Source organism: Tsuneonella sp. HG222 (assembly GCF_053819185.1).
Window position 1 is genome coordinate 202895 of record NZ_JBSOQZ010000002.1, and the last position, 19241, is coordinate 222135.

Here is a 19241-nt window from a genome sequence, read left to right on the forward strand (position 1 = left end):
TCGCCTAATCCCAGCCTAGCGCTGCAGCACGTTGCGCGCCTGGCTGGCGATCTGCGCCAGCATGGCCGGAGCCACCGGCACCGCCCCTTGCGCGCGGCCGACCATCGCCCGGAACTGGCGGATCGCCGGTGCGCGCTTGTCGGCCCAGTCGGCGACCAGGTCCATCGGATCCTTGCGTCCGGCCCTCTGCCGCGCGACGCCGCGCAGGAAGTCGGAGCGCATCTGCTGGAAATCGCGCGCCAGGCCGGCAACGAGCAGCCGCTCCCACGGGTCCGACGGGCTCATGACCGCGGCGACCGACTGGGCCCAGTCGAGGCCAAGCCGGGCGCCCAGGTCGACGAAGGCCTGCGCCAGCTTGGTGGGGGAAACGCCGGTGTCGCGGGCGAGACAAGCCAGCCCGATGCCGCCATCGGTGGCGAACAGCCGGGCGACCATCCGGGCGCACGCATCGGGCGCGCCCAGCCCGCCCAGTTCCTGCGCGATCCGGTCCGCATGTTCGCGCGTGTCTTCGGCCAGCAGCGCTTCAACGTTGCGCTCCAGTTCCGACACTCCGGCCCGCAAGTCGGCGATCGCCTTGGCGGGCGAGGCAGCACCGCCGGCACGCAGGAGGTCGGCCATATGGCTGCGCGTGGCGAGCGCCGTCTGGTCGAACAGCAGCAGGCGGGCATCCTCGGGCATGGCGGCCGTGTCGAGCGCGTCCCAGACGGCATCGAGGCCGAGGAGCTCGCAGGTCGCGACGAAGGCGGCGGCGACATATGCCAGGCTCGCGCCTTCCTCTTCGGCCAGTTCGAACGGATGGACGAGGCCCAGGCGGTTGACGATCTTGTTCGCCACCACCGTGGCAACCAGTTCCGTCCGCAGCCGGTGGTTCAGGATCTGCTTCTTGTACGGGCCCTGCATCTGCGGCGGGAAGTCACCCAGCAGCAGGGGTTCCGCCGCAGGATCCGCCGGCAGGTCGCTCGCCTCGATCGCGTCCTGCAGGGCAAGCTTGGCGTTCGACAGCAGCACCGCGAGTTCGGGCCGCGTCAGCCCGCGGCCGTCGGTGGCCCGCCGGGCAAGAGCCTCGCCCTCGGCCAGGCCTTCGGTGCGCCGGTCGAGGTCGCCGATGTCCTCCAGCGTCTCGATGAGGCGCGTCTGGCTGGCAACCGCCCTGGCGCCCCCGGTCTCGGCGATTGAAAGCGCCAGCGCCTGCAAGCGGTTGTCCTCGAGCACCAGTTCGGCGACCTCGTCGGTCATCGCGGCCAGAAGCTTTGTCCGCTTGGGTTCGGTCAGCTTGCCGGCCACCTTGGCGGCCTGCAGCGCGATCTTGATATTGACCTCGTTGTCCGAGCAATCGACCCCGGCCGAGTTGTCGATGAAGTCGGTGTTCACCCGCCCGCCGCTGCCGCCCGCGCCGGCCAGCGCGAACTCGATGCGGCCCGCCTGGGTAATGCCCAGGTTCGCCCCTTCGCCGATCACGCTGGCGCGAACGTCGAGGGCGCTCACGCGCAGTGAATCGTTGGCCGGATCGCCGACTTGCGCGTCGGTTTCCTGGCTCGAGCGGACGTAAGTGCCGATGCCTCCGAACCACAACAGGTCGACGTCGGCCTTGAGCAGGGTGTGGATCAGGCTTTCCGGGTCGAAGTCGCGTTGCTCGGTGCCCAGGGCCGCGGCGGCTTCCGCGCTCAGGGTAAGCGACTTCTCGGTCCGCGCGAAGATCGCGCCACCCTTGCTGAGCAGCTTCGCATCGTAGTCGGCCCAGCTCGACCGCGGCAGGCCGAACAGGCGCTCGCGCTCGGTCCAGCTTGTGGCCGGGTCGGGATCGGGATCGATGAAGATGTGCCGGTGGTCGAAGGCGGCGACGAGCTTGAGCGACTTGGACAGCAGCATGCCGTTGCCGAACACGTCGCCCGACATGTCGCCGCAGCCCACCACCCGCACGGGCTGCGTCTGCACGTCGATGCCCGCTTCGAGGAAATGCCGCTGGACGGAAAGCCAGGCCCCGCGCGCGGTGATGCCCATCGCCTTGTGATCGTAACCGTTCGAACCGCCGCTGGCGAAGGCGTCGCCCAGCCAGAAGCCCTTCTCTTCGGCGATCGCGTTGGCCACGTCGGAGAACGTCGCCGTGCCCTTGTCGGCGGCGACCACGAAATAGGGATCCTCGCCATCGTTGGGCAGGACGCACTCGGGATGCACCACCCTGTCGCCGTCAAGGTTGTCGGTGACCGACAGAAGCGTGCGGATGAATAGCTGGTAGCTCGCCTTGCCTTCCGCGAACCACGCGTCGCGATCGACCGCCGGATCGGGCAACTGCTTGGGATAGAAGCCACCCTTGGCCCCGGTCGGGACGATGACGGCGTTCTTGACCCGCTGCGCCTTCATCAGGCCGAGGATCTCGGTGCGGAAATCGTCGCGCCGGTCGGACCAGCGCAGGCCCCCGCGGGCGACGGGGCCGGCACGCAGGTGGATGCCTTCCACCCGGCGCGAATAGACCCAGATCTCGCGCCAGGGCACGGGCTTGGGCAGCCCGGGGACCAGCGCGGAATCGAACTTGTAGGCCAGCGCCTCGCGCGCCGCGGGCGCGAAGGCGTTGGTCCGCAGGATGGCGGAAACCGTCCGCCAATAGAGCCGCAGCAGGCGGTCGTCGTTGATCGCCGCGACCTGCGACAGGCCGTAGCGGATCGTTTCTTCCGCCGCGGCCACGGCGGCCGCGCGGTCGCCATCGAACGTGGGGTCGTGGCGGGCCCGGAACAGGGCGATCAGGCCCCGGGTCACGTCGGGCGCACGGCGCAGCGCGTCGACCACCGTGTAGATCGTATAGGCGATCGCCGATTGGCGCAGGTAACGATAGAGCGCCCGCAGCCAGCCGGTCTCGCGCGCGTCCAGGCCGACCGCGATGACCAGGCGGTTGAACACGTCGTCCTCGGCCAGCCCGTTGATCACGTCGGCGATCGAATTCTCGATCGCGCCGGCGCGGGCCATGATCGCCTCGACTTCCTCCGGCGTGGAAAGGCCGAGCTTGAAATCGTGGATGGTGACCCGTTCGGCGCCGGTCAGTTCGCTCGGCAATTCCGAGATGACGCTGAAGCCGAAGTTCTCCAGCGCCGGCACCGCGGCGGACAGCGGCATCGAATTGCCGAGCTGGTAAATCTTCAGGCGCAGTTCGCAGGGATCGTCGGTGCCCATGCGATAGAGCCGCACATCGCGGCCCATCGGGGTGTCCGGATTGCCGGGCTGCAGCGTGCGCAGCCGCTCGATGTCGTCGGCCGCGCCCGAGGCACCGTACAATCCGCGATAATGCTGCGGGAAGGTTTCCGCGAACCGGCTGGCGAGGGCGGCGGCGCGCCCGGGCTCGAAGCCGTCGAGTTCGGCCTCCACGGCCTCACCCCAGCCGCGCAGCATTTCCTGCACGCGGCGGTCCACGGCCTTCCCGTCGGGCACGTTCTCATGGCCCCTGAAGTCGAGCACGAAGCGCAGCAGAACCAGATTGCCGCCTTCGACCATCAGGCTCCAGTCGAGCGTGTCGGCCTCGGTTTCCTCCTCCAGCAGGTCCTGGATCCGCAGCCGCACCTGGGTGGAGAGCATGTCGCGCGGCAGCCAGACGAATGCGAAGAGATGCCGCCCGAGTGCGGACGTGACCAGCGCGGCGCGCGGGCGCGGCCGGTCGGTCAGCGCGATCATCGCCGTGGCGACGCGGGCGATGTCCGGCTCGGCGAAACCGATGACGAGATCGTGCGGCAGCGCGGTGAGCGCGTGGACGAGGGCCTTGGCGTCGTGGCTCGACGGAGGGAACTCGAACCGGTCGATCATCGCGGCCAGCTGGCGGCGAAGGACGGGCACCTCGCCCGGCGGCGTGGTGAGGGCGGCGCTGGTCCAGACCCCGGCGTGGATCGAGAGCGCTTCGACGCGGCCGTCCTCGATCAGCGGGACGATAAACAGGTCGAGCGGGACGCGGCGGTGGACCTTGCTCAGCCGGTTGGCCTTGATGATGAGCGGCGCGACGGTACGCCCGCCGTCCTGCCGGTCGAACCAGTCGAACGCCCGGTCGTAGCTTTCGTCGGCCAGGAGATCGCGGGCGCTCTTGCGGCAGATGCCGAACATCGCCGAGCGGCTGCCGTCGCGGTGGCGGGTCAGGTGGCCGAGCTGGGTCAGCATTCCCTCGCCGAGCCAGCGCAGGAGCGCGGCGCCTTCGAGATCGGCCAGCCGGTCGGCATCATCGAGGATCGCGGCCCGCATTCGGGGCCAATCGGCGACCGCGGCGCGCACGTCGACCAGCGCCTTTTCGAGCGCCTGCTCCAGCTTGCGGCGCTCCTTGGCATCGACCCGCGCGGTTTCGAGATAGATCATCGATTCGCGCAATTCGCCCGCGCCGTTCTCGCCATCGGGCAACGACACCAGCCGGCCCGATTTGTCGCGCCGGACGGCCACGATGGGGTGGACCAGCAGGTCGATCGCGAGGCCGGTCGAGGAAATCGCGGCGGCGATGGAATCGACCAGGAAGGGCATGTCGTCGTTGACCACGGCGATCCGCATGAAGCGCCGCTCTTCGTGCGCGGTGCCGATGAGGATCGACGGTTCGTCGGGGGTGCGGACCCGCGCGGCAGCGAACAGGAAGGCGGCCGCTTCGGCCATGTGCTCGTCGCCGGGAGCGGCCTCGCCGGGCAGGACGGAGGCGGTCATCCGGTTCTGCAGGTCGCGGGCCAGCGCGGCCTGTCCCTTGGTCAGCTTGGTGCCTGATCCCTCGTCGGTCGTGGCTTTCCCGGATCGCGCCGCCATCGTCATCCTCACATCGTTACAATTGAAACGATAACCTGTCGGTCGCGCCTCTGCACCGCTCGCGGTTGTGGTTCAAGGGCAATCTGCCGGTCAACCGGCCTGTGGTTGGGAGAACCGATGGCCCTGGCGGTTTCTCATTGGCCCAGCGCCTGCATCGTAAGCTCGAGCGAGCGCCGGCGCTTGGCGGGGTCGAACGTCGCCCCCGAAACGATGATCTCGTCCGCCGCGGTTCGCTCGACAAAGCGGCCGATCCGCTCGGCCACGGTCTGCGGCGAGCCGACCGCGCGGGCGACGGCCAGTCGTTCGAGCATGGCCTGCGAACTCTCGGGCAAGGACTGGCGATAGTTCGGGATGGGCGGCGGCAGCTTGCCCGGATTGCCGGTGCGCAGGCGCACGAACGACTGCTCCTGGCTCGACATGAGCAATTCGGCTTCCTCGTCCGTCTCGGCGGCCAGCACGCCCATCGCCGCCATGACGTAAGGGCGGTCGAGCGCGGCCGAGGGCCTGAACTGCTCGCGGTAGGTCTGCAGCGCTGCGTCGAGATGATCGGGCGCGAAGTGGCTGGCGAAGGCATAGGGCAGGCCCAGTCGCGCGGCGAGCTGGGCGCCGAACAGACTGGAGCCGAGCATCCACAGCTCGATCTGGGAGCCATGGCCGGGCGTCGCCGTGATCGGCAAGTCGATGTCGCCGGTCAGCAGCGCGCGCAGTTCCACCACGTCCTGCGGGAAGAATTCGGCCGCCCGGCCCAGGTCCTTGCGCAGCGCCTGTCCCAGGATCGGCGCGGCACCCGGCGCGCGGCCGAGGCCGAGGTCGATGCGCCCGGGAAACAGTCCGTCGAGCGCGCCGAACTGCTCGGCGATGACGAAAGGATTGTGGTTGGGCAGCATGATCCCGCCCGATCCGATGCGGATGGTCGAGGTGCAGTGCCCGACATGCGCCAGCACCACCGACACCGCGCCGCCGGCAACGCCCTCGGTCGCATGGTGCTCGGCGACCCAGAAGCGCCGGTAACCGGCCGCTTCGGCGGTATGCGCCAGCTCGCCGGTTTCGCGCAAGGCGTCTCCCACCGTGGCGCCTTCGCGAACGGTGACGAGGTCGAGGACGGACAAGGGAATCATGGGGCCTCCGATAGCGAGTCGACGGTGCGCAGCAGCAGCGCGATGTCGCCGTCACGCGACAGGCGGTGGTCGCCCTGCTTGACCAGCGTCACCTGGACGTCGGCGGATGCAAGGCAGGCGGCGAGGCGCAGGGAAATGGCGGGCGGCACATCAGTATCGTCTTGCCCGTGGAGCAGGCGCACCGGCCCGGCGAAATCGATCGGAGCGTCCAGGACCCGGTTCGCCTGACCGTCTGCCCAGAACGCCGGGTGGGTCGGTGTCGGTTCGGGTCCGTAGGGGTTGTTCTCCAGCACCGTCTCGCCGCCAGCCAGCCTGGCCTTCTGATCCGGGTCGTAGCCCCAGTCGGTGAAGTCCGGTGCGGCGGCGATGCCCACCATACCCCGGACCCGGAGGCCTAGCGCCCCGGCCACCAGCAGCATGAGCCACCCGCCCATCGACGAGCCGACGAGTACCACGTCGCCCGCTATCCTCGCTTCGATCAGGCCGACAACTTCGTCGCGCCAGCGCGAGAGCGTTCCGTCCGCGAAATCGCCTCTGCTCTCGCCGCAGCCTGAGTAATCGAGCAGCAGGCACTCGCGGCCGGTTTCGCCCGCGTGGTGCCACAGCGCGGCGGCCTTGGTGCCGGCCATGTCGGACATGTAGCCAGGCAGGAAAACGATCGCCGGACCTTCGCCAGCGCGGTGCCGGAAGGCAATCTCGCGTCCGTCGGGAAGGGTGTGGAACCGGGTTTCACTCACGCCGGCTAGATGGTCGTGCGCCGCGCCGCGTACAAGGCCGCGGTCAGAATGCCCTGTCGTGGGCCAGGACCCGGAAGGTCGCGAACAGGATGGAGATATCGCGCCAGATGGTCCACCCGGCGAGGTACTCGAGGTCGGACTGCAGGCGCCCGGTCAGGTCCGATTCCTTGTCGGTCGCGCCGCGGAAGCCGCGGATCTGCGCAAGGCCCGTCAGGCCTGGGCGCAGCGAGTGACGATGCCAGTACCGCTCGTCGACTTCCCAGAACAGCTTCTCCCCCGCGAGCGAGCCGATCGCATGGGGGCGCGGACCGACCAGGCTCATGTCACCCTTGAGCACGTTGAAAAGCTGGGGCAGCTCGTCGATGCTCGACTTGCGCAGAAACGCACCGATCCGGGTGACCCGGACATCGCCCTTGCTGGCCGAGGTGTTGCCGTCGGCATCCCCCCGGGCCACGCTCATCGAGCGCAGCTTGTGGATCGAAAAAAGCTGGTTGCGCCGCCCGATACGCCGCTGGTTGAACAGCACCGGCCCCCCGTCCTCCAGCTTAATGAGCACGGCCGCTACCGCGAGGATGGGCAGCGCCACCAGCAGGGCGCCGAGCGAGACCGCGATGTCGAGCGTGCGCTTGAGGATGCGCGCCCGAAAGCCGAGCGGGCCGGTAGCCACCAGCAACGTTGCCAGGCCATCGGGCTCGCGCCGGATCACGCCGAGTGCGCCGATCTCGTTCATGTAGTCGCTGGTCACTTCGCCGTGAATCCCGGCGCCCTTCAGCACCATCGCCCAGCGCACGCGGTCGCCGTCGGGGCAGGTAATGAGTACCTGGTCCATGTTGGCGACGTAACGGGCGAAACGGTCGAGCGAGTGGGGATCGTCCAGCCGCGGCTCCAGACCCTGCTCCGCAGCGTTGATCCGGTAGGCATCGGGCAGGTTCACCGGCGGGCCGCCGGCGTTGATCACCAGCAGATTGAGCGGGTTGGGCCCGAACACCCGCTGTGAAATCGATACCAGCACACGCCGGGACAGCATGATGAGCACGATCATGAAGACCGAGGCGATCACGAACCCGAAGCGAGAGAACTCAGCGTTGATACGGGCGAAGAAGGCGAAAAAGTTGAGCAGGCCGCCCGAAATCAGGAGAGCCGTCAGTGCTCGCTGCATTCCCTTGCGCCAGTCGCGCAGCGAATCCTGCGAATAGGTGCGATTGTACATCGCGATGGTGAGATAGATCGGCCACAGCAGATTGGCCGGCAGCATGAAAGGGGTTTCGAACGGCTCGCCGACGTAGATCTGGCTGGCCATGACGAACGCCAGCAGGATGATGCAGACGTCCACGAAGATCTGCGCGACGTAAAACTGCAGCCGGCGCTTTTCGAGCGGACGCGCCAGCCCATTGGCCGGCGCCCGCGCGCGGACCCCCGCATCCTGAGCGATTGGCGATGGCGCGTTCATGTCCATAATCAGCGTGACGCACGGCTCCTAGCGCTTGGTGGCGACCTGCTGCAACTACGCAAAGGTCCGCCGGGCAGGACGCAGCCGCTCGTGTTACGTTCCCGACACGGTCAGCGGTTCCCTCGCTGCGACAAGGCCTTGCGCGCGATCTCCGCCAGTTCCTGAGCCAGCAAGGTCTCGGCCGCCTGGCTGTTGGCGAGGAGCATGCGGTGGGTCTCGGCAAGCCGGCGCACGAGGCGGTCGAGCCGCTCTCCTCGCCAGCATGCCAGCTGGACCTTGAGATCGCCGGCATCGCGCCAGAACACCCGGTGCGCACGCTGTTCGGCCTGGATGAACGCCGAAACGTTGCCGCCCCGCCCGAGCCGCGCTGCGAGGCCGGCGAGCTGCGCGGCGCGCCGCTCGAAGGCGAGCAGAAGCCCGACGGGATTGAGCGACACTTCGCGCATCCGGTGAAATTCGTGCGGGATCGCGGCGGCCTCGCCCGAGAGGACGGCATTGACCAGCGGCATGAACCCGTCCTCTTCGGTGCTTGCCCCGATCGCGTCGAGCGCCGCGCTGTCGACCAGCCGCGGCGACTGGGCCGATGCATCGAGATAGAGCGCCAGCTTTTCGAGCTCGGAGCGTGCCAGCCGCAGGTCGAGCCCGGCCGCGCGCGCCACGCGCTCGCAGATGTCGTCGCTCACCCGCAGGCCGAGCGGGCCGCACATCTGGCGCACCTCGTGGGCGACGCTGCGCAGATCGGGCGGGTAGAACATGGCGACGAGGCCGTCGCCGCGCTTTTCCAGCAGCTTGGCGGTGCGGGACTTGTCGGTCGACGAGCTGGCGACCACGACGACCGGGCAGGCGCCGTCGCCATCGCCCGCATCGAAGGTGTCGAGCAGGTTCTTCACGGCATCATGGGCATCGTCGCCGTTGCCGCGTACCCAGATATGCCGCGCCCCGCCGAACAGCGAGGTCGAACGCGCCTCGTCGGCCAGTCGCACCGGGTCGGAGCGCAGATCCCCGCCCGACAGCTCGACCCGCTCGCCGGGATCGTCGAGCAGTGCCACCAACGCCTCGGCCGCGGCGGAGGCGCCGGATTCGTCGGGGCCGCAGAAATAGGCCACGCGGGCATCGCGGGCCGCGCGCGGCGCATGTTGCTTGAAGTCCTTCTGGGTGACCTTCACGAAGCCGCGCGCAAGGTCAGCGCAAGCCTGGCGATGATGCGGTCGGCCACTTCCCTCGCCAGGTTCTCGAGCGCGGTGTCCTCGGCGGCGATGGTGGCGTATTCGCTCGAGACCACGTCGATCCCGGCGTCCGACCCGGCGGTCGAATCGACCACGATGGCTTCGCTGGACAGGTCGACGAGTTGATAGCGGGCGCGCAGGGTGCGCCGTTCGCGCCCCACGCTGTCATCGGTCAGCAGGCCGAGGCCCTCGAGCTTGTCGTCGAGCACGACGTCGAGCCGATAGCGCGGGCTGAGCGACTGCCCCGACTGGCCGAGCCGGTCGTTGAGCGCGTTGCGCACCAGCCAGCCCGCCTTGCCCTCGATCGGTGCGACCTCGACCGCGGCGAGGCCCTGGGCGACCTGCCCGCTGCCTCCGCCGTCGTACATCGGCGCGAGGCCGCAACCGGAGAGCGAGACGAGCAGGAGAAAGGCGAGCGCTTTCCTCATGTCACGATGTTAACCAGCCGGTCCGGCACCACGATCACCTTGCGAACTTCCGCCCCATCGAGCGAACGCTGGACCTTCTCGCTCGCCAAGGCAAGCGCCTGGAGCTCGGCTTGCGGCAGGCCCTTGGCGACGGTCAGCGTGTCGCGCAGCTTGCCCTTGTGCTGCACGGCAATGGTCACCTCGTCGTCGACCAGCAGGGCGGGGTCGGCCACGGGCCAGTAGGCATCGGAAATGAGGCCCGTACCGCCCGTCGCGGCCCAGGCTTCTTCGGCCAGGTGAGGCATCATCGGGGCGACGAGGAGCAGGATCGTGCGGATTGCCGCGTTGCGGCTGGCGCCCGGCGCGGCCTTTTCGGCGGCGCTGGTCAGTTCGTAAATCCGCGCCACGGCCTTGTTGAACGACAGCGCCTCGATATCCTCGCCAACCGCGAAGACGGTCTTCGCAACCTGCCGATCGAGCGCTTGATTAGTGCCCTGAGCACCCGGTTCGTACTGCCCGAACAGCCGCCACAGCCGCTGGACGAAGCGCCAGCAACCCTCGATGCCCGCTTCCGACCACGGCAGGTCGCGTTCGGGCGGCGAATCCGACAGCATGAACCAGCGCACCGCGTCGGCGCCGTAGGTATCGACGATGGTATCCGGGTCGACGGTGTTCTTCTTCGACTTGGACATCTTGATGACCCGGCCGACTTCCACCGGCGCACCGTCGGCCCGGAGCGTCGCGGCGGTGCCGCTGCGTTCGATCTCGGCGGGGGTGAAATAGACGTCGCGGTCGCCTTCGCGGCGGCTGTAGGTCTCGTGCGTCACCATCCCTTGCGTGAAAAGGCTGGCGAAGGGCTCCTTGACCGCGATCTCGCCGATCCGGGCGAGCGCGCGGGTCCAGAAGCGGGCGTAGAGCAGATGCAGGATCGCATGCTCGATGCCGCCGATGTACTGGTCGACCGGCAGCCATTTCGCCACCATCTGGGGGTCGAACGGCCGGTCTGCCGGCTGGCTGGCGAAACGCAGGAAATACCAGCTGGAATCGACGAAGGTGTCGAGTGTGTCGGTCTCGCGCTCGGCCGCACCGCCGCAGCTCGGGCACTCGACGTGCTTCCAGGTCGGGTGGCGCACCAGCGGGTTGCCGGGCACCGAGATGTCGACATCCTGCGGCAGGACCACGGGCAGCTGGTCCTTGGGCACCGCCACCACGCCGCAGGCCTTGCAGTGAATGAAGGGGATCGGCGTGCCCCAGTACCGCTGGCGCGAAACGCCCCAGTCGCGCAGCCGCCAGACGGTCTTGCCGGCACCGCGGCCCTCGCCCTCGATGCGGCGGACCACCTCGGCTTTTGCCTCGGCCACCGACATACCGTCGAGGAACCCGGAGTTGACGCAGACCCCGTCGCCCGCCTCGGCCTCGGTCAGCGGCGCGTCGGCCGCTTCGGGGGTGGAGGCGATGACCCGCACGATCGGCAGGCCGTATTTGCTGGCGAAATCGAAGTCGCGCTGGTCGTGGCCCGGCACCGCCATGATCGCACCGGTGCCGTAATCCATCAGCACGAAATTGGCGATGAAGACCGGCAGCCATTCGCCGGTGAACGGATGCTTCGCGCCGATCCCGGTGTCGAAACCCAGCTTCTCGGCGGTCTCGAGCTCGGCCTCGGTCGTCCCGCCCTGGCGGCAGGTTTCGATGAACTTCGCCGCGTCGCAGTTGGTTGCCGCCACGCCCTGGGCGAGCGGGTGGTCGGGTGCCACGGCGACGAAGCTCGCGCCGAAGATCGTGTCGGGCCGGGTGGTGTAGACCTCCAGCGTCTCGCCGTTCGACAGGTCGAAGGCGAACTGCAGGCCGGTGCTCTTGCCGATCCAGTTCTCCTGCATCAGGCGCACCTTGTCGGGCCAGTGCTCGAGCTCGCCGAGCCCCGCCAGCAGCTCGTCGGCGAAGTCGGTGATCTTCAGGAACCACTGCGCCAGCTTGCGCTTCTCGACCGGGGCGCCGCTGCGCCAGCCCTTGCCGTCGATCACCTGCTCGTTGGCCAGCACGGTCTGATCGACCGGATCCCAGTTGACGGTGCTTTCGCGCCGATAGACCAGGCCGGCTTCGAACAGGTCAATGAACAGCGCCTGCTCGTGGCCGTAATAGTCCGGGTCGCAGGTCGCCAGCTCACGGCTCCAGTCGAGCGCGAACCCCAGCCGCTTCAACTGCGCCTTCATCGTGGCGATGTTGGCATAGGTCCACTCACCGGGGTGAACCTTCTTCTCGATGGCCGCGTTCTCCGCCGGCATGCCGAAGGCGTCCCAGCCCATCGGGTGGAGCACCTCGTGCCCGGTCATGCGCTTGAAGCGCGCCAGCACGTCGCCCATCGTGTAGTTGCGCACGTGGCCGATGTGGATGCGCCCGCTGGGATAGGGGAACATCTCGAGCGCGTAGAAGCGCGGACGCCCCTCCGCCTCGGCGCGGGCGTCGTTGGCGCGGAAAGTCTGCGCTTCGTCCCAGGCACGCTGCCAGCGGCCGTCAGCCTGTGACGGATCGAATCTTTGGTCGGACATTCAGGCCCCCTAGGGCAAACTAGCCGATGTCGGAACGGCGCAGATCGCGGGCCTTGGTGAGGATGATGTCCTCGAGCTTCTGCACCGTGGCGGCCTGCACCGGGGCGGCCGTCCACGCGCCGCCCTGGTTGACCTCGCGGCTGGCGGCGACGCGGATCGCATCGGCGCGCAGGTCCTGGTCGAGGATCGAGACCGAAACCTTGACTCGCTCGCCCGGATTGCGCGGGTTGGCATACCAGTCGGTCACGATCACGCCGCCGGCGCTGTCGGCTTGGGTCAGCGGCATGAAGCTGAGGGTCTCGAGCGTGGCGCGCCAGAGGTAGGAATTGACGCCGATCGTGGTGACGGAGGCCGACGCGACCTCGGCCGCGCGGCTTTCTTCCTTGCGGCCGCAGCCGGCCAGCGCCAGCCCAAGCATGCCGACGATCGCCAGGCGGCGGGGCAGCGGGCGAAAAGCGGCAGAGAGTGTCGGGAAAGCCATCGTCGGTCCTGTCAAACGGTTCGTGCCCCCGCGGGGCCGGTGAGCGCCTCTATAGCCTCGTCGCCAGCGGCGGCAAGGTGGCGCGGCCAGGCACGCCCTGGGCCCCCGAATGGCCCGCCGCGGCGTGAACCCGGGCTTAACCCGCGCCGGAAGTGACGGGCATGGGTCGGGAATCTGTGGGTCTGGCGCAACACTCAAAAAAAACAGCCCGCTATTTCACGTTTGGGGTGGTCATGCCGGGAACCGCGCCTATCGTGAACAGTCGACGGTGTGGAGAGTCGCGAGTCTCTCCGCCCTTGTCATGGGGAGTCGGTCAGCAGCCATTAAGGCGCGTGACCATTAGGAATCGGCACCGATCGGTTCTCGCAAGAGGAGGCTGGAAGCAGTCATGGACAGGCGACGCAAAGGCAGCAGGACGGGTGGCATGGCCGCCGGCGTCGCGCTTGGTGCGTTCGCTCTGGCTGCGCTGCCCACCGCCGGTCTCGCGCTCGACGCACTCGACGCCGGGCCCGGCCGCATCGTCTCCAGCATTGCCGCTTTCACCCCGGCCTCGGTCGATCCGCGCGTCGCCGCGCTGGTGGCCAAGACCCGCGCCGACAAGCGCATGATCCGTTTCACACCCGCCGGCATGGCCCAGCGCGAAAACCGCTCGGTCACCGTGGCGGTCCGCGTCGACCAGGAAGCTGCGCAGGCCATCCAGGTCCGTTCGGCGATCGCCGCGGCGATGGATCAGGTGGCCGGCAGCCCGGCTGCGCTGCGCATCGCGCCCACGCGCTACAACCTGGGCGTTTCGCGCGGGCTCGAAAGCTTCGCCCAGCCGTCGGTCCTCAACCGCAAGCTGTCTGATGCCGAGATTCCCGATCTCGCCACCTTCCGTCCCAGGCCCGGCGCGCAGGACAAGCCGAGCCGGCTGGCCCCGCGGATCGAACTCGACCAGGAAAACACCGCCGGCACCGCGCCGCGCACCCGCGATGCGCTGGGCTCGCAGTCGGTCGACGTCGGCGGCAGCTATCGCCTGACGCGCAACCTCGATGTGACCGCGGGCATCCGCTACCAGCAGGAACGCGACCGCCTGGCGCCGCTGGCCGATCCGACGACCAAGGACAGCCAGGCCGTCTATATCGGCACCCAGTTCAAGTTCTGATATCGGGAGGCGGGGGCCCAGTTGGCTGTCCGCTCTCCATCTCCGGCATCGGCAAGACCCCGCTTCGGCGGGGTTTTTCTTTGCCTTTGTCCCCCGCCCGCGTAAGCGCCGGGGTGGAGAGAATGCCAGCGAAAGGAACAGATATGTCACGCGTTGCTGTCGTAACCGGAGGCACCAGGGGTATCGGCCGGGCCATCTGCGAAGCGCTCAAGGAGCAGGGGCGCACGGTCGTCGCCAATTACGCCGGTAACGAGGAGAAGGCCCGCGCCTTCACCGACGAGACGGGTATCGCCGCCTATCGCTGGAACGTGGGCGATCACCAGGAAACGCTCGACGGGTGCGCCCGCATCGAAGCCGAAGTCGGCCCGATCGAGATCGTGGTCAACAACGCCGGCATCACCCGCGACGGCACGCTGCTGCGGATGAGCTACGACGACTGGACCGACGTGCTGCGGATCAACCTGGGCGGTTGTTTCAACATGGCCAAGGCGACCTTCGCCGGCATGAAGGAGCGCGGCTGGGGCCGCTTCGTCAACATCGGCTCGATCAACGGGCAGGCGGGCCAGTATGGCCAGGTCAACTATGCCGCCGCGAAGAGCGGGATCCACGGTTTCACCAAGGCGCTGGCGCAGGAAGGCGCGCGCTTCGGCATCACCGTCAACGCGATCGCGCCCGGCTACATCGACACCGACATGGTCGCCGCGGTGCCCGAAGCGGTGCTGGAGAAGATCGTCGCCAAGATCCCCGTCGGCCGCCTGGGCCATGCCGAGGAGATCGCCCGCGGCGTCGCCTTCCTGACCAGCGACGATGCGGGCTTCGTGACGGGTTCGACCATGAGCATGAACGGCGGGCAGCACATGTACTGATGGCGGGCCTGGGCGGCGGCCTTGCCGTCGCCGTTTCGCCGCCATCAATCGACGATGTAGCCCACGACCTTCCAACCCTCGGCATCGCGCACCAGCGTGAGCGTCTCCAGCGTGTCGGCCTTGTTGGCGAAGGTCGTCTCGAACTTTACCATCTGGTAGCTCGACGGCGGCGCGGGGACCATCTCCTCGCTCACCACCTTGCGCGACACGACCTTGCCCAATGGCACCCGGACGCTCTCGTTGGTATCGGCCCAGACCTTTGCGCTGTTGAGCGTGCGGAAGGCCGGGCCGGTCTTCGCGTAGCTTGCATCCCACTCGCCGGCGTCGACCAGCCGGAGGAAAGCGAGGGCCGCGGCGACCTGGGGCGAGGCGGCCAGCATGGCGGGATCGGTCGTCGCGCGCGGGGCGAGCGCGGCCTCGCGCGGGGCTTCGACCGGTGGCGAAGCAAGGAACAGGATGGTTGAGAGCAAGAGCGACATGATGATGAGTCCTCCGATGATCGAGGCGCGAAGGGGTCGCGCCTTTCGGTCACCGGCGGGTGGCAGGGCGCGGGGGGCGGCGTCTTCCCCCATTTCCTTGTCCGCAAGGAATTGGGGGTGTTGTTCCTCCACCTCGAACAGCAGCCGCGCCGCCTCGCGGCTGCTTGGTACTTCCATCTTGCGGCGGGCGTGACGCAGGCGTTCGTTGATCGTGTGGATCGACAGGCCGAAGTGGCGCGCCATCGCCTTGGCGTCATAGCCGCGCACGACCAGCCGGAGCGTTTCCTTCTCCTTCTCGGTCAGTGCCTCCACGCCCTCGTCCATCGCCTCCTGGTCTAGGTAAGCCCCGCGCCGCCAGCCACCCCAAAAAGTTTGGGTCCCACGCGGCGGATGGGCTATCCCTGCGCCCATGAGCGAAACCCGCATCGAAAGCGACACCATGGGCGACGTCGCCGTCCCGGCCGATCGGCTGTGGGGCGCGCAGACGCAGCGATCGAAGGACAATTTCCGCATTGGCGGCGAGCGGATGCCGGCCGCGATCGTCCATGCCCTGGGCACCATCAAGGGCGCCGCGGCGCGGACCAACCGCGAACTCGGGCTGCTCGAAGGGCGGCTGGCCGAGGCGATCGAGGCGGCCGCGGCCGACGTCGCGGCAGGCAGGCTCGACGCCGAGTTTCCGCTGGTCGTGTGGCAGACGGGTTCGGGCACGCAGTCGAACATGAATGCCAACGAGGTTATCGCCAACCGGGCGAACCTGTCGCTCGGCGGCAAGCTGGGCGCAAAGAGCCCCGTCCATCCCAACGACCACGTCAACATGAGCCAGTCGTCGAACGACACCTTCCCGACGGCGCTGCACGTCGCGGCGGTCGGTGCGCTGAACGGGCGGTTGCTGCCGGCGTTGCGGGCCGTGCAGGCGGACCTGGCAGGCAAGGCCGCCGGCTGGGACCACCTGATCAAGATCGGGCGCACGCACACGCAGGATGCCGTGCCGCTGACGCTGGGGCAGGAATTTTCCGGTTACGCCCGGCAGGTGGAGGCGGGCATCGCGCGGGTCCAGGCGGCGCTGCCGGGGCTCTCCGAACTGGCGCAAGGCGGCACGGCAGTCGGCACCGGGCTCAATGCGCCGGCCGGGTTCGCCCAAGGCGTTGCCCGGGCCATAGCCGAGGCGACGGGCCACCCGTTCGTTTCCGCGCCCAACAAGTTCGAGGCGCTGGCGGCTTCCGACGCGCTGCTCTTCGCCCACGGCGCGCTGGCGACCGTTGCCGCCAGCCTCAACAAGATCGCCTGCGACATCCGCCTGCTCGGTTCCGGCCCGCGTGCCGGGCTGGGCGAACTGGCGCTCCCGGCCAACGAGCCGGGCTCCTCGATCATGCCCGGCAAGGTCAACCCGACCCAGGTGGAGGCGCTGACGCAGGTCTGCGCCCGGGTGTTCGGCAACCAGGGCACGATGCAGTTCGCCGCCAGCCAGGGCCAGTTCGAACTGAACACCTATCGCCCGGTTCTCGGCTACACCTTCCTGCAATCGGCCGACCTGTTGGCCGATGCGGCCATCAGCTTCACCGAGCACCTTCTGGCCGGGCTCGAACCGCGCGAGGACAACCTGGCGCAGGGCGTGGAGCGCTCGCTCATGCTCGTCACCGCGCTCGCACCGACGATCGGATACGACCGGGCGGCAGCGATCGCCAAGGATGCCCATGCGCGCGGCGTGACCCTGCGCGAGGCCGCGGTCGGCAACGGTGCAGTAAGCGCAGAGGATTACGACCGCATCGTTCGCGCCGAGGCCATGCTCGGCCCAGACAGGTGACGGGCACGCCCTATCACCCGCCGGTCAAGCGCTCGGTCGAGATCGCCGGACACAAGACGTCGATCAGCTTGGAGCCGCTCTTCTGGGATCTGCTGCGCGATGCGGCGGCGGCGCATGGGGTGCCGCTCAATGCGCTGGTCGCGCGGATCGATGCCGAACGAATCGAGGCGGATACGCCGCCGGGCCTTGCCGGGGCGATCCGCCTCTGGATCGTGGCCAACGCCGGGGAAGGCGAACGGCGCTAGATTGCCTCAGTAGTTGGCGGGCGGGTCACTCGCCGGGAAGCTCTCGTCGCTGGCCTGGTCTTCCTTCGTCCATTCGCGGCCCGGGGAATCGGCCATCGCGTGAGGGCCGGCATCGCGCACCTTGGTGGTGTTCTCGTCGTTGCCCTGGCCATTGGCGAATGCGGCCGGGCCGATATTCTTTTGCTCGAGGTAGCGGTAACCGACGTATCCCAGCGCGCCGAGCGCGAGCATCTTGAGCAAAGCCATGAACGGTCTCCTTTTCGAATCCGCCAACGCGCCCGCTGGGAATTGGTTCTCGCCCATTGACGAAAGCCGGGCCGGCCAGCAGACGATGCGGCCATGACGACCCGCAAGCCCATCAAGAAGGCCGTGTTTCCCGTCGCCGGGCTCGGTACGCGCTTCCTTCCGGCCACCAAGGCAATTCCCAAGGAATTGCTGCCGATCGTCGACCGGCCGCTGATCCAGTACGCGGTGGACGAGGCGCGCGAGGCGGGGATCGAGCAGATGATCTTCGTCACCGGGCGCGGCAAGACGGCGATCGTCGAGCATTTCGACGTGGCGTATGAACTCGAGGCGACGATGGCGGGGCGGGACAAGGACCTGTCGGCGCTCGATGCCACCCGCTTCACCCCGGGCGACATCATCACCGTGCGCCAGCAGGTCCCGCTGGGCCTCGGCCATGCGATCTGGTGCGCCCGCGCGATCGTGGGCGACGACCCTTTCGCAATCATCCTGCCCGACGAGCTGATGGTCGGCGCGCCGGGCTGCATGGCCCAGATGGTTGCAGCCTACGAGGAGGTCGGCGGCAACCTGATCAGCGTGCTCGAGGTCCCGCGCGATGAGGTCTCGAGCTACGGGGTGATCGCGCCGGGCGAGACCGTGTCGGCCACGCTGACGCAGGTCCTCGGCCTGGTCGAGAAGCCGCCGGTGGACAGTGCCCCGTCGAACAAGATCATCTCCGGCCGCTACATTCTGCAGCCCGAGGTCATGCGCGTGCTTGAGGCCCAGGAGAAGGGTGCCGGGGGCGAGATCCAGCTGACCGACGCGATGGCGCGGATGATCGGCGGCCAGCCGTTCCACGCGGTCACCTTCGCCGGGCGGCGGTTCGATTGCGGCAGCAAGACGGGGTTCGTCGAGGCCACCCTGGCGCTCGCGCTCGAACGCGAGGACATGGGCGCCGAGGTGCGTGCAATGGCCCACCGCCTGTTGGCAGAAGGCTGAAACGAAGAGAGGCGGCGGGTCGCCCCGCCGCCTCTGTTCCTGCCGTCCAAGCAGTGCTTAAATCAGGGATCAGTCGCCGCCCTGGCCACCGACGCCAGCGGCGAGCGCCATCTGCGGGGTGATCATGTAGGGACGCGGATCGACCGCATCGCCGTCGACGCGGACTTCGTAATGGAGGTGCGGGCCGGTCGAGCGGCCGGTCGAGCCGACGAAACCGATGAGGTCGCCCTTGCGAACCTTCTGGCCGGCGGCGACGTTGTAGCCCGACAGGTGGGCGTAGCGGGTTTCCATGTTACCGCCATGCTGGAGCTGGATGTAGTTGCCGTAGCTGGAATAGTATTCGGCCATCGCGACGGTGCCGTCGGCGGTGGCGTAGACCGGGGTGCCGGTCGGGGCGCCGAGATCGATGCCCTTGTGCGAGCGGCGGCCGCCGAGCACCGGGTGGGTGCGCATGCCGAAGCTGCTGGTCATGGTGGCGGCGGTCAGCGGCATTGCCGAGGGGACCGAGACCGACTGGACCGGGGCGAGAACGGAACCGGCCGGGGCTTCCGTCTGCTTCCAGCTGGCGAAGAGCTGGCTGAATTCCTTGTCACCGTTGCCGAGCGATCCGGTTACTTCGCCCTTCACTGAACCCGACATCTGGGTGGTGGCGGCGGTTTCCTGCGCGCTGGCCGGGGCGGTGGCGATGGCCATTCCGGCAATGGCGAGCAGGGCTGTAGCGCGGATAGTACGGTTGATGAGCATGCGACCTATTGTCCCGTC

16 protein-coding genes are annotated in these 19241 nt (G+C 68.4%); 5 read left to right on the top strand and 11 right to left on the bottom strand.

Annotated elements, in window-relative coordinates; genetic code table 11:
- Window positions 1–15 precede the first annotated feature (15 nt).
- From ACWPMZ_RS12585 to ACWPMZ_RS12620, 8 genes are all read right to left on the bottom strand, one after another.
- Window positions 16–4755, bottom strand: coding sequence for an NAD-glutamate dehydrogenase domain-containing protein (locus tag ACWPMZ_RS12585; RefSeq protein ID WP_455704408.1), 4740 nt, complete (start codon window positions 4753–4755; stop codon window positions 16–18).
- Window positions 4756–4889: 134 nt separating this feature from the next.
- On the bottom strand, window positions 4890–5873 hold the full coding sequence (locus ACWPMZ_RS12590; protein WP_455704409.1) for an LLM class flavin-dependent oxidoreductase: 984 nt from the start codon (window positions 5871–5873) through the stop codon (window positions 4890–4892).
- On the bottom strand, window positions 5870–6610 hold the full coding sequence (locus ACWPMZ_RS12595) for an alpha/beta fold hydrolase (RefSeq protein WP_455704410.1): 741 nt from the start codon (window positions 6608–6610) through the stop codon (window positions 5870–5872). The genes ACWPMZ_RS12590 and ACWPMZ_RS12595 overlap by 4 nt, the downstream gene beginning before the upstream one ends.
- 43 nt (window positions 6611–6653) lie before the next feature.
- Window positions 6654–8060 (bottom strand): sugar transferase, encoded by a 1407-nt coding sequence (locus tag ACWPMZ_RS12600; protein ID WP_455704411.1) that lies wholly within the window; start codon window positions 8058–8060, stop codon window positions 6654–6656.
- A 110-nt stretch (window positions 8061–8170) separates the two neighbouring features.
- On the bottom strand, window positions 8171–9226 hold the full coding sequence (gene holA / locus ACWPMZ_RS12605) for a DNA polymerase III subunit delta (RefSeq protein WP_455704412.1): 1056 nt from the start codon (window positions 9224–9226) through the stop codon (window positions 8171–8173).
- Window positions 9223–9714 carry an LPS assembly lipoprotein LptE gene (gene lptE, locus ACWPMZ_RS12610; protein ID WP_455704413.1) on the bottom strand — a complete coding sequence of 164 codons (492 nt, stop codon included), beginning with the start codon at window positions 9712–9714 and terminating at the stop codon, window positions 9223–9225. Before lptE ends, holA begins: the two co-directional genes overlap by 4 nt.
- The gene (gene leuS / locus ACWPMZ_RS12615) at window positions 9711–12239 is read right to left on the bottom strand and encodes a leucine--tRNA ligase (RefSeq protein WP_455704414.1); all 2529 of its coding nucleotides are present in this window, start codon (window positions 12237–12239) and stop codon (window positions 9711–9713) included. The genes lptE and leuS overlap by 4 nt, the downstream gene beginning before the upstream one ends.
- A 19-nt stretch (window positions 12240–12258) precedes the next feature.
- Window positions 12259–12720, bottom strand: a complete 462-nt coding sequence (locus tag ACWPMZ_RS12620) for a DUF3576 domain-containing protein (RefSeq protein ID WP_455704415.1) — start codon at window positions 12718–12720, stop codon at window positions 12259–12261.
- 424 nt (window positions 12721–13144) lie between these two features.
- On the opposite strand from ACWPMZ_RS12620, the gene ACWPMZ_RS12625 reads away from it, so the two are divergent.
- Window positions 13145–13864 carry a hypothetical protein gene (locus tag ACWPMZ_RS12625; protein ID WP_455704416.1) on the top strand — a complete coding sequence of 240 codons (720 nt, stop codon included), beginning with the start codon at window positions 13145–13147 and terminating at the stop codon, window positions 13862–13864.
- A 143-nt stretch (window positions 13865–14007) separates the two neighbouring features.
- Window positions 14008–14730 (top strand): acetoacetyl-CoA reductase, encoded by a 723-nt coding sequence (phbB, locus tag ACWPMZ_RS12630; RefSeq protein WP_455704417.1) that lies wholly within the window; start codon window positions 14008–14010, stop codon window positions 14728–14730.
- Between the two features lie 44 nt (window positions 14731–14774).
- Here the strand turns inward: phbB and ACWPMZ_RS12635 are convergent, their stop codons facing one another.
- Window positions 14775–15533 (bottom strand): helix-turn-helix domain-containing protein, encoded by a 759-nt coding sequence (locus tag ACWPMZ_RS12635; RefSeq protein ID WP_455704418.1) that lies wholly within the window; start codon window positions 15531–15533, stop codon window positions 14775–14777.
- 85 nt (window positions 15534–15618) lie between these two features.
- Here ACWPMZ_RS12635 and fumC point away from each other — a divergent pair, with 85 nt between their 5' ends.
- Window positions 15619–17013 (top strand): class II fumarate hydratase, encoded by a 1395-nt coding sequence (gene fumC, locus ACWPMZ_RS12640; RefSeq protein ID WP_455704419.1) that lies wholly within the window; start codon window positions 15619–15621, stop codon window positions 17011–17013.
- Window positions 17010–17258, top strand: coding sequence for a ribbon-helix-helix domain-containing protein (locus ACWPMZ_RS12645; protein WP_455704420.1), 249 nt, complete (start codon window positions 17010–17012; stop codon window positions 17256–17258). The genes fumC and ACWPMZ_RS12645 overlap by 4 nt, the downstream gene beginning before the upstream one ends.
- A gap of 6 nt (window positions 17259–17264) precedes the next feature.
- Here ACWPMZ_RS12645 and ACWPMZ_RS12650 read toward each other — a convergent pair whose 3' ends face one another.
- A complete protein-coding gene (locus ACWPMZ_RS12650) occupies window positions 17265–17504 on the bottom strand; it encodes a hypothetical protein (protein ID WP_455704421.1) in 240 nt (79 codons plus the stop codon).
- Between the two features lie 93 nt (window positions 17505–17597).
- Here ACWPMZ_RS12650 and ACWPMZ_RS12655 point away from each other — a divergent pair, with 93 nt between their 5' ends.
- Complete coding sequence (locus ACWPMZ_RS12655; protein WP_455704422.1) at window positions 17598–18479, top strand: UTP--glucose-1-phosphate uridylyltransferase; 882 nt, start codon at window positions 17598–17600, stop codon at window positions 18477–18479.
- Window positions 18480–18548: 69 nt separating this feature from the next.
- On the opposite strand, the gene ACWPMZ_RS12660 is transcribed toward ACWPMZ_RS12655, so the two are convergent.
- Window positions 18549–19223: a M23 family metallopeptidase gene (locus tag ACWPMZ_RS12660; RefSeq protein WP_455704423.1), complete on the bottom strand. Its 675-nt coding sequence runs from the start codon at window positions 19221–19223 to the stop codon at window positions 18549–18551.
- Window positions 19224–19241: the final 18 nt, after the last annotated feature.